This window comes from Sphingomonadaceae bacterium OTU29LAMAA1, assembly GCA_024072375.1.
Classification (GTDB): Bacteria; Pseudomonadota; Alphaproteobacteria; order Sphingomonadales; family Sphingomonadaceae; genus Sphingomonas.
Genome location: CP099617.1, coordinates 3,808,000 through 3,819,220, shown reverse-complemented (window position 1 = coordinate 3,819,220; position 11,221 = coordinate 3,808,000). Strand labels below are relative to the sequence as shown.

The 11,221-nt window shown below is 67.1% G+C and carries 12 protein-coding genes; 8 read left to right on the top strand and 4 right to left on the bottom strand.

Translation table 11 applies throughout. From position 1 onward, the window contains the following. Window positions 1–33: 33 nt before the first annotated feature. Together parC and NF699_18410 are read right to left on the bottom strand one after the other, a co-directional pair. A complete protein-coding gene (gene parC / locus NF699_18415; protein USU04976.1) occupies window positions 34–2,286 on the bottom strand; it encodes a DNA topoisomerase IV subunit A in 2,253 nt (750 codons plus the stop codon). Between the two features lie 12 nt (window positions 2,287–2,298). After that, entirely contained in the window at window positions 2,299–3,489 is a 1,191-nt protein-coding gene (locus NF699_18410) for a glycosyltransferase (protein ID USU04975.1), read from the bottom strand. 117 nt (window positions 3,490–3,606) lie between these two features. Here NF699_18410 and NF699_18405 point away from each other — a divergent pair, with 117 nt between their 5' ends. From NF699_18405 to NF699_18390, 4 genes are all read left to right on the top strand, one after another. Beyond that, complete coding sequence (locus NF699_18405; GenBank protein ID USU04974.1) at window positions 3,607–4,437, top strand: alpha/beta hydrolase; 831 nt, start codon at window positions 3,607–3,609, stop codon at window positions 4,435–4,437. Next, window positions 4,434–5,648 (top strand): kynureninase, encoded by a 1,215-nt coding sequence (gene kynU / locus NF699_18400; protein ID USU04973.1) that lies wholly within the window; start codon window positions 4,434–4,436, stop codon window positions 5,646–5,648. Before NF699_18405 ends, kynU begins: the two co-directional genes overlap by 4 nt. Before the next feature lie 131 nt (window positions 5,649–5,779). Further along, window positions 5,780–6,229: a hypothetical protein gene (locus NF699_18395; protein USU04972.1), complete on the top strand. Its 450-nt coding sequence runs from the start codon at window positions 5,780–5,782 to the stop codon at window positions 6,227–6,229. Between the two features lie 12 nt (window positions 6,230–6,241). Then, window positions 6,242–6,979 carry a hypothetical protein gene (locus NF699_18390; GenBank protein USU04971.1) on the top strand — a complete coding sequence of 246 codons (738 nt, stop codon included), beginning with the start codon at window positions 6,242–6,244 and terminating at the stop codon, window positions 6,977–6,979. Between the two features lie 21 nt (window positions 6,980–7,000). Here the strand turns inward: NF699_18390 and NF699_18385 are convergent, their stop codons facing one another. Continuing rightward, window positions 7,001–7,711 (bottom strand): DUF2490 domain-containing protein, encoded by a 711-nt coding sequence (locus NF699_18385; protein ID USU04970.1) that lies wholly within the window; start codon window positions 7,709–7,711, stop codon window positions 7,001–7,003. Window positions 7,712–7,825: 114 nt separating this feature from the next. Between NF699_18385 and NF699_18380 the strand changes: the two genes are divergently transcribed. The 4 genes from NF699_18380 to purQ all read left to right on the top strand — a co-directional run bounded on the left by NF699_18380 (window position 7,826) and on the right by purQ (window position 10,453). Continuing rightward, window positions 7,826–8,662, top strand: a complete 837-nt coding sequence (locus NF699_18380; protein USU04969.1) for a hypothetical protein — start codon at window positions 7,826–7,828, stop codon at window positions 8,660–8,662. Between the two features lie 108 nt (window positions 8,663–8,770). Next, complete coding sequence (locus tag NF699_18375; protein USU04968.1) at window positions 8,771–9,550, top strand: phosphoribosylaminoimidazolesuccinocarboxamide synthase; 780 nt, start codon at window positions 8,771–8,773, stop codon at window positions 9,548–9,550. Between the two features lie 4 nt (window positions 9,551–9,554). Next, complete coding sequence (gene purS / locus NF699_18370; protein ID USU04967.1) at window positions 9,555–9,785, top strand: phosphoribosylformylglycinamidine synthase subunit PurS; 231 nt, start codon at window positions 9,555–9,557, stop codon at window positions 9,783–9,785. Then, entirely contained in the window at window positions 9,785–10,453 is a 669-nt protein-coding gene (purQ, locus tag NF699_18365) for a phosphoribosylformylglycinamidine synthase subunit PurQ (GenBank protein ID USU04966.1), read from the top strand. The genes purS and purQ overlap by 1 nt, the downstream gene beginning before the upstream one ends. A 7-nt stretch (window positions 10,454–10,460) precedes the next feature. On the opposite strand, the gene NF699_18360 is transcribed toward purQ, so the two are convergent. Continuing rightward, window positions 10,461–11,201: a queuosine precursor transporter gene (locus NF699_18360; GenBank protein ID USU04965.1), complete on the bottom strand. Its 741-nt coding sequence runs from the start codon at window positions 11,199–11,201 to the stop codon at window positions 10,461–10,463. Window positions 11,202–11,221: the final 20 nt, after the last annotated feature.

Genomic DNA, 11,221 nt, shown 5'->3' with positions numbered 1-11,221 from the left:
GTCCGACAGCGGCGCCAGTCGGGCCGACTGACGTCAGCTGCCGAACCGGTTGTCACGCGGAAAACCGGTCGGCGGCGTCCGTCCCGCCGCACCGCGTGCGGTCCGCCACAGCGACAGATCGCTTTCGGTACGCGTGCGTCCGGTGCCGCCACCCATCGGCCAGCTCATTCCCTCGGCGAATACGAACGTGGTCGCGTCGGACAGGCTGCCTTCGCGGAAACGCTGGATCTGCACGCCCTGTCCGCGGGTCATCACCGGCAGTTCGGCAATCGGAAAGACCAGGAATTTGCGGTTGTCGCCGATCGCCGCGACGTAATCGGCGTTGGCGACGACCGGCCGGACGATCAGCAGTCTGGCACCGACACGCGGCGTCATGACCGTCTTGCCCTTGCGCGTCTCGGCGATCACCTCTGCCACCGGCACCCTGAAACCGCGCCCATCGGTCGCGGCGATCAGCAATTGCTCGATCCCGCGCGCATTCAGAAAGGCGGTGATACCGATGGACCCGTCGAGGTCGATCATCGCCCGCACCGGCTCGCCGAATCCGCGCCCGCCCGGCAGCTTGTCCGCGCCCAGCGTAAAGAACCGGCCGTTCTCCGCCGCGAGCAGCAGCTTGTCCGTCGTCTGCGCGTGAAAGGCGAAGGCGGGACCATCGCCCTCCTTGAACTTCAGCGTCTCGGCCGACGAGAGATCGCCATGCCCCTTCATCGCGCGAATCCAGCCGCGCTGCGACAGGATGACGGTGATCGGCTCGCGCTCGATCATCGCCTCCAGCGGAATGTCGCGCGTCGGCGCGGCTTCCTCGATCGTCGTTCGCCGCGCCCCCAGCGCCGTTTCCGGCCCGTAGCGGTCGCGCACCTTCTTCAGGTCACGCTTCATCCGCCGCTTCTGCTTGGCCGGATCGGCGAGCAGCGCCTCCAGCTCGCCGCGCTCCTTGTCGAGCTTGTCGCGCTCGCCGCGGATCTCGAATTCCTCCAGCCGGCGCAAGCTGCGCAGCCGCATGTTCAGGATCGCCTCCGCCTGCCGGTCGGTCAGGCTGAATTCGGCGATCATCACCTGCTTCGGCTCGTCTTCGGTCCGGATGATCTCAATCACCCGGTCGAGGTTGAGATAGGCGACCAGATAGCCTTCGAGCAGCTCGATCCGGTCGGCGATCTTGCCCAGCCGATGCCGCGTGCGTCGTTCCAGCACCACGAACTGATGCTCGACCCAGGCCTTCAGCGCGCCGCCCAGCGACATCACCCGCGGCGTGCGATCCTTGTCGAGCACGTTGAGGTTCAGGCTGATCCGCGTCTCCAGATCGGAAAAGCGGAACAGTCCGTCTATCAGCACCTGCGGATCGACCGTGCGGCTGCGCGGCTCCAGCACGATGCGCACCTCGGCATCCGATTCGTCGCGCACGTCGGTCAGGATCGGGAATTTCTTGTCGTTGATCAGGCCGGCGATCTGTTCGATCAGCTTGCCCTTCTGCACGCCGTAGGGAATCTGGCTGACAACCACCTGCCATCCGCCGCCCTTCTCACGCTCGATTACCCAACGCGCGCGCACCCGGAAGCCGCCGCGCCCGGTGGCGTAGCTTTCCGCGATCACCGCTGCCGGATCGACCACCAGCCCGCCGGTCGGAAAATCCGGACCCTTCACATAGTCCAGCACCGCCACGTCGGGTGCGTCGGGCTTGTCGACCAGCATGATCGCGGCATCGAGCAGTTCGGCGGCATTATGCGGCGGGATACTGGTGGCCATGCCGACTGCGATGCCGCTCGCGCCGTTCGCCAGCAGATTGGGGAACAGGCCGGGGAACAGTTCCGGCTCCTGCTCCTCACCGTTGTACGTCGGGCGATAGGCGACGGCATCCTCGTCCAGCCCGTCCATCAGGTCGATCGCGACCTGCGTCAGCCGCGCCTCGGTGTAGCGATAGGCGGCGGCATTATCGCCATCGATGTTGCCGAAATTGCCCTGCCCGTCGACCAGCGGATAGCGCAGCGCGAAATCCTGCGCGAGGCGGACCATCGCGTCGTAGACCGATTGGTCGCCATGCGGATGGTACTTGCCGATGACGTCGCCGACGACGCGCGCGCATTTCTTGTAACCCTGCGATGGATCGAGCTTCAGCAGCCGCATCGCCCACAGAAGACGCCTGTGAACAGGCTTCAGGCCATCGCGCACATCCGGCAAGGATCGCGCGGTGATCGTCGACAATGCATAGACCAGATAGCGGTCGGACAGAGCGGTATCGAACGGCGCATCGAGGATGCCGATCGGGGGTTCCTGAAAGTCGGTGGCCATATCGGGAACACCCTAAGCGGCAGGGCCGGAAACGGCAACGTCCCCTACTGCGGCCGCCAATAGCGCCCGATGTTGCCGCCCGGTCTCGCGCCAGTCGTAGCGTTCGGCATAGACCCGCGTCGTCGGCCGATCCGGCAGCGCGTTCAGCAAACGCGCCACCGCATCCCGAATCGCACCTGCGGAACGATCCGCGCTCAGCAATCCCGCCTCGGGCACTTTCACTACCTCGGGCGAACCCCAGACCGGCGTCGCGACCAGCGGCGTGCCGCATGCCAGCGCTTCCAGCAGCACGTTGGCGATCCCTTCGCGATCCGCGCAGTTCAGCGCGATGTCCGCCGCACCGTACAGGTCGGGCAACCGCTGCTGCTCGACATGGCCAAGGAACCGCACACGATCCGCCACGCCCAGCTCGACCGCCAGCGTCCGCAGCGCCGTGTCGCGCGGCCCGTCGCCCGCGATCATCAGCGTGCATTCCGGCAGGTCCGCCACCGCCCGGATCGCCAGATCATGCCCCTTGCGATCGATCAGATGTCCGACCGAGAGCAATGCAGGTCCCTCGATCCCCAGTTCGCGGCGCAACGCCGCCCGATCCGCCGGCGGCCGGAACAGGACGAGGTCGACGCCATGTTCCACCACGCTCACCTTGTCCGCCGCCGCACCCAATGCCAGCAGTTCGTCGCGCAGCGCACCGCATACGGTCGTCACCGCCGCCGCCCGCTCCACGGCCCGCAGGATCATGCGCCGCTCCGCGCGATGCTGCGGGATCAGGCTGACGTCCGTGCCGAGCGCGCTCATCAGATACGGCCGCCCGAACGCCCGCGCCAACAGCCCCGCAGCCACCCCGTCCGGGTACAGGTAATAGCTGTCGATCACGTCGAAATCGAACGTCCTGCGCAGCTTGGCGATATGCGGATACAGCGCCGCCGCCATCAGCCCGGGTGCCGCCATCATCCCGACCTTCGGCACCACCGGATACCGCGGATGGCTCACCGCGACCCCGCGCCGCACCGCCTCGCGCGGCGCCTGCGCGAATGCCGCGTAGCGACCGAAGATCGCGTTGACGCTCGGGAACCACGGCACCGGTGCGACCACCCGCACCTCGTCGCCGGGTGCGACCAGATGCGCAACGCGGTGCTCGATGAAGATGCCGTGCCGCCGCTGCGCGTCGTTCGGGTACAGGCTGGACAGAACCAGAATTTTCATCGCCGCCCCCTTGCGCTCGCGTAACGAAAGATTGCGTAGCCGCGCCACCCTTAACAACTCGCCTTCGCGCAGGGCAGTGGATGGTCGCCACCACATCGGCTAGCGCGAGAGTCGCCCATGACCGACTATCTCACCTGGCCCGATCTGACCGCCCGTCCGCGCGAAACCCCGGATGCGACGATCGCCTACGGCCCAGATCCACTCCACCGCATCGACCTGTGGCGTCCCGCCGGTGCGGGGCCGCACCCGGTCGTGCTGATGGTCCACGGCGGCTGCTGGCAGACGGGTATCGCCGATCGCCGCCTGATGGACTGGGTCGCCGCCGACCTGCGCAGCACGGGCGTGGCGGTATGGAACATCGATTATCGCGGCGTCGATCGCGACGGCGGCGGCTATCCCGGCACCTTTCGCGACACGGCAGCCGCAGCCGACCGCCTGCGCGGCGACGCCGCCGCTTATGGCCTCGACGTCAGCCGCATGGTCGCGGTCGGCCATTCCGCCGGTGGCCATCTCGCGCTCTGGCTGGCGGCACGGCCCCGCCTGCCCATCGACAGCCCGCTCCACGATCCCGATCCACTGTCGATCCCCTATGTCATCGTCCTCGGCGGCCTGCCCGATCTCGAAGCGGTCGCTGCCAGTCCCGACAATGGCTGCGGGACGGAGGTGATCGCGCAGCTCGTCGGCGACCGTCCCGCGCCCTTCGCGGACACCTCGATTCCGCCGCTCCTGCCGCTCGGCGTGCCGCAGGCACTTGTCGCCGGCCGCGAGGACAGGATCGTGCCGTATCGCATGGCGGAGGACTATGTCGCCCGCGCCCGCAAGTCCGGCGATGTCGTCAGCCTCCACACCGTCGCCGAAACCGGTCATGTCGAATTGATCGCCCCCGGCACGCCCGCCTGGGCACAAACCCGCACCCTGATCCTCGCCGCCCTCGGAGCCACCGCATGACCCGCGAAGACGCACGCGCCCTCGATGCCGCCGATCCGCTCGCACGCTTTCGCGACCGCTTCGCCTTGCCGAATGGCATCATCTATCTCGACGGCAACTCGCTTGGCGCCCTGCCCCGCGCGGTGCCGGCCGCCATCGCCGACGCGACCACCCGTCAATGGGGCGATCGCCTGATCCGCAGCTGGAACGAAGGCTGGATCGACGCGCCGGAGCGGCTCGGCGCGAAGATCGCCCCCATCATCGGCGCGGCGGCGGACGAGGTCATCGTCGGCGACACCACCTCGACCCATCTGTTCAAGGCGATCGTCGCCGCGCTCCGTCACGATCCCGCCCGCCGGACGGTGCTGAGCGAGGCCGGAAACTTTCCCACCGATCTGCATATCGCCGAGGGCGCGGTCGCCTGCGTCCCCGGCGCGCGGCTGAAGGTGGTCGATCGCGCCGCGCTTGCCGACGCACTGGACGACGACACTGCGCTGCTGCTGCTCACCCATGTCCACTACAAGACGTCCGACCGTTTCGATCTCGCGGCCTGGACCGCCCGCGCGCACGCCGCCGGCGCTCTCGTCCTGTGGGACTTCAGCCACAGCGTCGGCGCGATCCCGCTCGACGTCACCGCCGCAAATGCCGATCTCGCCGTGGGCTGCTCGTATAAATACCTCAACGGCGGCCCCGGCGCACCCGCCTTCCTCTACGTCGCGCGCCGCCATCAGGAGGCGTTCGCCAACCCGGTAAGCGGCTGGATGGGCCATGCCGAACCCTTCGCCTTCCAGGATGGCTATCGCCCTGCCGCCGGAATGAAGCGCTGGCTGGTCGGCACCCCTTCGATCCTCGCCATGGCCAGTCTCGAAGCCGCGCTCGACCTGTGGACCGACATCGACATGGCCGCCCTAACCGCGAAAAGCGCCGCTCTGTTCGATATTCTTGCCGGCGCCGGCGCGCAGGCCGGCCTCGCCTGCGTCAGCCCTGCCGACGCAGCATCGCGCGGCAGCCACATCAGCTTCCGCGCGCCCCATGCCTACGAGCTGACGCAAGCGCTGATCGCCCGCGGCGTCATCGGCGATTTTCGCGACCCGGATATCCTTCGCCTCGGCTTGACCCCGCTCTACCTCAGCCACGAGGACGTCTGGCAGGCCGGCGAACACCTCCGCGCGATCGTCGCGAGCGAGGCATGGCGTGCCCCGGAATTCGGCGAGCGCAACACGGTAACCTGAACTCGCTTTTACATTTTATTGCGCGGCGAAAACGCAGCAACCAACATCCGCTATGCCGCATTGATGGACCATAGGCCCATCGGGCCACCCAACCGATCGGCATGGATCGGACAGATATGAGGAGAGGAACGATGGCCTATCTCTTGACCGCCGGATTGCTGCTGGGCGCCGCGAGCGCCGCGGTCGGCATGACCGTCGATCATCAGAGCCGTGTGGATCACCATAGCGGCCCGGTCGCGGCGCAATACCGCGGAACGATCGCGGTGTCGCACCAGCAGGTCGGGGCGGTCGCCCCCGCAGGCAAGATGTCCACCCTGCGCTGCCGATGGGCAGCGAACATGGTCGTCGATCGTCACGCCGTCGCTGCATCGGGTGCGACGATGACCCGTCAGATCGAACGCGAGGCCGTTCTGAAGGGCACGCGACCCGGTTGGTGCAGCACCCACCGCGCCGCCATCGCGCAGGAGGTGGCCGACCGCGCCGCCGACATGAAGGGCCATTTGATCGATCTGGCGCAGGAGGACCATGAGGCACTCCGCAACGAACTCGATCGCATTCATGGCGCGCAGCGTGCAGGCTGACCGGACGCGGGCATGATCGGGCGGATCGCGGGACTGATGGGTGCGCTCGCCTGTGGGCTTGCCGTGCCGGCCCGGGCGCAACTATCACCCTCGGCCGGTGTCGAGATATCGACCGACGAGGTTCGCCGCGGTCTCAGCTGGACGGGTGGCCGCGCGGCGGCCAGTGTGGACGGGCAGGCTGTGGTCGGCCCGATCGACGGCTTGGTGCGGATCGTGACACTTCGCAACAGCGCGCGGCACGGTGATGCCGATGCGGTCGTCGACCTAGGCCTGTCGACGAACTGGGATCTGGGCGGGTTCACCGTTCGGGCGGAAGCGGCCAGCCATCTGTTCGCAGGCGCACGCGGCGGCATGGATTATCACGAGATCGGCGCGTCGGCGGGATACGGCCTTGGCCCGGTCTTCGCGACGCTCGGCACGATAATCGCCCCGTCGCAGCGCGCCATCGGCGGCAGCAACGTCTATGTCTACGCCGCCGCCAATGCCGGCGTGCCGGGCACCCCGTTCACCGTGCTGACGCGGCTGGGGCGATCTTCCGGAGACGTCGACGATCCGGATCGCGCCCGCCGGCTGCGCCCGGACGGTTCGTATATGGACTGGCGTCTTGGCATCGAGCATCGCCGCAATGCGCTGACGCTGGGCCTCGATTACACCGGCACGGATATCGACCGCGACGCCCGGCCCGGCCGCTTCACCGATCTGCGCCACAGTGACGATCGGCTGGTCGGCCGGGTCATGCTAGGCTTCTGAACGCGGTAAGCCCCGGCGAACTCAATCGTTCAGATGCGGGAACAGGACGCCGCGGATATTGATCGTCAGCTGCAGGTTCAGCGCATGGTCCATCTGCGCCCGCGATCCCGAACGTCCCGGTCGCAACTGGTTGAGATACCCGATATCCGCCATCATCTGCTTGCCGATCGGCAGCATCACACCGACGATGTTGCGCATCCGCTCATAGCCGCTGCGCTGGCCCCAACGCGTTGTGTTGGGCAGGAAGAAGCTTTCGTGGCTGACGAACACCGCGGTCTTCCCTGCACCGATCCGATGATTGTACCGCACCAATGGTCTGATCCGGAATCCGATCTCGTCGCCGCGCGGGCTGAAGCGTTCATCTACGCGGAACCGCGTCGTGATCGGCCCGAACGTCCCCACGACCTGCTGTCGAAACCGGTCCTCGTTGGTTCCCGAATTGCCATTATGCGCACCGACCTTTCGATAGCCTAGGCCCAGCTCAAGGCTCTTGGTCGCCTTGATGCCCAGCAACGCTCCGAATTCGGTCTGGTACAATCCATCCTGGCGATCGCTGAACCGTGCGATCTGTTCCAGCGTGACGCGCACATCCTCGGTCAGCGGCACGTTGGTGTTGATCTGCGTCCACAGCTGCTCGTCCTGCTGTTGCGCGCTTGCGGGCAGGGCGACGATCGCCAACCCCGCAGCGCAGATCGGGCGCCATGCGGCGCGCAGGATGGACGGATGGGTCACACCTGCGCGTTACGCCGGCGCAACAGCGATGTCACCGCTCATCGCACCTGATGCCCGGCTTGACGCGATATCCTATCAAGCCGATGGTATATCGACATCGCGGGAGAGAATGCCATGCGCAGGTTCGTTGCAACGGTCGGTATCGCAGCACTCTCGCTGGCAGGATGCAGCAGGGCGCCCGACAGCGCCGAGACCGGCCCGGTATTGGGCAATGCGACCACGGCCGGACTGGCCTTTACCTACGGCTACAGCCTCACTCTTCCTGCACGTGCGATCGACGAATTGCAGGAAGCGCATGCCGCTGCCTGCGAAGCGCTGGGCTCCGAACGCTGCCGTATCACCGGCATCACCTATAACGTCGACCATGCCGGCGACGTGTCGGCCAGCCTGTCCGCCAACGTCGCGGCACCGCTCGCCCGCCGCTTCGGCCGCGACGCGATCACCGCTGCCGAACGCGTCGGCGCGACGCTGACGGGTGCCAATATCGGCGGCACCGAAGCGGCGGCGGAGGTGTCCGCGGCCACTGGCCAGTCCGGCGAAGCGCAGGTCGACCTCGCCCGCATCGACCGTGAACTTGCCCGTTCCGACCTGCCCGCCGCCGAGCGCGCCGAGCTCCAGTCGCAGCGCGCCGTCCGCCTTGCCGATCTGCGCGCCGCAGCGGGCACCCGCACCGGAGCGCGGGCCAGCATCGTCACCGCACCCGTCCACTTCACCTATTCCACCGGTCGCGGCGCCGGCTTCGTCAACCGGCTGCGCGATTCGGCCGACACCGCCCTCGGCTCCACCGCCGCCACGCTCGGCGCGGCGCTATGGCTGCTCGCGGTCCTGGGGCCGCCTTTCCTGGGGCTGATCATCCTCGCGTTGCTCTGGCGCCGGTTCGGCCGTCCACTTTGGGCGCGCCTGCTCGCCGCGACGGATCGGCCAGTGGCGCAACCTCGCGATCCGGCATGATCCACACCGATTGCACCCCCGCCCCCCTTCCCTTATAGCCCCGCCCATTCCGGCCCCGGCCCGCGATCCCTCGCGCCGCCGGGGCTGCTCTATTCAGGGGACATGCGCATGGCTCGGCGCCGCCAGATCTACGAAGGCAAGGCCAAGATCCTGTACGAGGGTCCCGAACCCGGCACGCTGATCCAGTATTTCAAGGACGACGCCACCGCCTTCAACGCCCAGAAAAAGGGTACGATCAACGGCAAGGGCGTACTCAACAACCGGATTTCCGAGCACATCTTCACGCTGCTCGACGCGATCGGCGTGCCGACGCACTTCATCCGCCGCCTCAACATGCGCGAACAGCTGATCCGCCAGGTCGAGATCGTGCCGATCGAAGTGGTGGTACGCAACATCGCCGCCGGCTCGCTGTCGAAGCGGCTGGGGATCGAAGAGGGCGTCAAGCTGCCCCGCACGATCATCGAATATTATTACAAGGACGACGCGCTCGGCGATCCGATGATCTCCGACGAACATATCGCTGCGTTCGGCTGGGCGAGCCAGGAGGAGATGCACGACATCGCCGACCTCGCGATCCGCGTGAACGACTTCCTCACCGGCCTTTTCGCCGGCGTCGGCATCAAGCTGGTCGACTTCAAGCTCGAATTCGGCCGCATCTGGGACAATGATTACGGCCGCATCATCCTGGCGGACGAGATCAGCCCCGACGGCTGCCGCCTGTGGGACATGGACACCAACGAGAAGATGGACAAGGACCGCTTCCGCCGAGACCTCGGCGGAGAGGCGGAGGCCTATCAGGAGGTCGCGCGCCGCCTCGGCCTGATGCCCGAAGGCGAAGACAGCGCCGTCCTCGATCTCGACAGCCATCGCAAGCGGCGGGGTAAGTAAGCTCATGAAACTGCGTATCTTCGTCACCCTGAAGCCCGGCGTGCTCGACCCGCAGGGCCGCGCCATCCATCACGCGCTCGGATCGCTCGGATTCGAGGGAGTCGAGGACGTCCGCGCCGGCAAGGTGTTCGAAATCGAAGTCGCCGACGCGACCACGGACGAGGCGATCGACGGCATGTGCCGCCAGTTGCTCGCCAACACCGTCATCGAAAACTACCGGGTGGAGCGCCTGTAATGCAGACCGCGGTCATCGTCTTTCCAGGCTCCAACTGCGACCGCGACCTTGCCGTCGCGCTGGAAGCGGTGACCGGCGTCAAGCCGGCGATGGTCTGGCACGGCGACAGCGAACTGCCGGACGGCATCGGCCTCGTCGCCGTCCCCGGCGGCTTCTCCTACGGCGATTACCTTCGCTCCGGCGCGATCGCTGCCCGCTCGCCGATCATGCAGGCGGTCGTCGAACGGGCAGGCAAGGGACTGCCGGTGCTCGGCGTCTGCAACGGCTTTCAGGTGCTGACCGAAGCCGGCCTGCTGCCCGGCGCGCTGATGCGCAATGCCGGGCTGAACTTCGTCTGCCGCGATGTCGCGCTGACGGTGGATAACGCGCAATCGGCCTTCACCAGCCGCTATGGCGCCGGCGAGACTATCACCGTTCCCGTCGCGCACCATGACGGCAATTACTTCGCCGATGACGCGACGCTCGACCGACTCGAAGGCGAAGGCCGCGTCGCCTTCCGCTATGGCGAGCAGGTCAACGGCTCGGCGCGCAACATCGCCGGTATCCTCAACGCGGACGGCAACGTCCTCGGCATGATGCCCCACCCCGAGCGCAAGATCGAGACCGCCCACGGCGGGACCGACGGGCGACGCCTGTTCGAAGGCGTGCTGGAAACGATCGGGGCCTGAGCCCGTCCTACACCCGTGCGCGGAACGGCGTGAAGTCGGTCTCGCGATCGAACACATCCACACCCTCCGCCCGCTTCAGCGCTCCCACGATGGCGTAGGTCAGCGGCGTCAGCACGACCTCCCACGCCACCTTCAACGCCCATTGCGTCAGCATGACCGTCACCACCAGACCCGGTGTGAACCCCTCCGCGCCGAGGAACGCGAGCGGGTAGAAGATCAGGCTGTCCACCCCCTCCCCCAGCACCGTAGAACCGATCGTGCGCGCCCATAGATGCTTGCCGTCGCTCCACAGCTTCATCCGCGCCATGACGTAGGAATTGACGAATTCGCCCGCCCAGAAGGCGCAGACGCTGGCCAGCACGATCCGCGGCACCTGGCCGAAGATCGTCGCATAGGCCGCCTGGTTGGTCCATGTCGGCGCCGGCGGCAGCGCGACGACGATCCAGCTCATGAAGGCCATGAACACCACGGCGGCGGTGCCGGCCCAGATCACGCGGCGCGCACGCGCATAGCCATAGACCTCGGTCAGCACGTCGCCGATGACATAGCTGATGGGGAAAAAAAGGATGCCGGCGCCGAACGGCCACGGCCCGATCCCCGGCAGTACGATCTGCGCGACCTTGCCCGCGCCGATCACGTTCGACAGCAGCAGGATCGCGACGAACGCCGCCATGACGAAATCGTAATAGCGAAACACCCGTCCGCTCATCGCGCCCGCGTCAACCGCCGGATCAACCGCATCGTTCATGGACCGCGACTATATGGCTG

Bases quoted from the DNA above. Each gene is read 5' to 3' on its own strand.
- NF699_18390 (USU04971.1), top strand. From the start codon at position 6,242: ATGATCGGGCGGATCGCGGGACTGATGGGTGCGCTCGCCTGTGGGCTT.
- NF699_18380 (USU04969.1), top strand. From the start codon at position 7,826: ATGCGCAGGTTCGTTGCAACGGTCGGTATCGCAGCACTCTCGCTGGCA.
- kynU (USU04973.1), top strand. From the start codon at position 4,434: ATGACCCGCGAAGACGCACGCGCCCTCGATGCCGCCGATCCGCTCGCA.
- NF699_18360 (USU04965.1), bottom strand. From the start codon at position 11,201: ATGAACGATGCGGTTGATCCGGCGGTTGACGCGGGCGCGATGAGCGGA.
- purS (USU04967.1), top strand. From the start codon at position 9,555: ATGAAACTGCGTATCTTCGTCACCCTGAAGCCCGGCGTGCTCGACCCG.
- NF699_18410 (USU04975.1), bottom strand. From the start codon at position 3,489: ATGAAAATTCTGGTTCTGTCCAGCCTGTACCCGAACGACGCGCAGCGG.
- NF699_18405 (USU04974.1), top strand. From the start codon at position 3,607: ATGACCGACTATCTCACCTGGCCCGATCTGACCGCCCGTCCGCGCGAA.
- parC (USU04976.1), bottom strand. From the start codon at position 2,286: ATGGCCACCGACTTTCAGGAACCCCCGATCGGCATCCTCGATGCGCCG.
- purQ (USU04966.1), top strand. From the start codon at position 9,785: ATGCAGACCGCGGTCATCGTCTTTCCAGGCTCCAACTGCGACCGCGAC.
- NF699_18395 (USU04972.1), top strand. From the start codon at position 5,780: ATGGCCTATCTCTTGACCGCCGGATTGCTGCTGGGCGCCGCGAGCGCC.
- NF699_18375 (USU04968.1), top strand. From the start codon at position 8,771: ATGGCTCGGCGCCGCCAGATCTACGAAGGCAAGGCCAAGATCCTGTAC.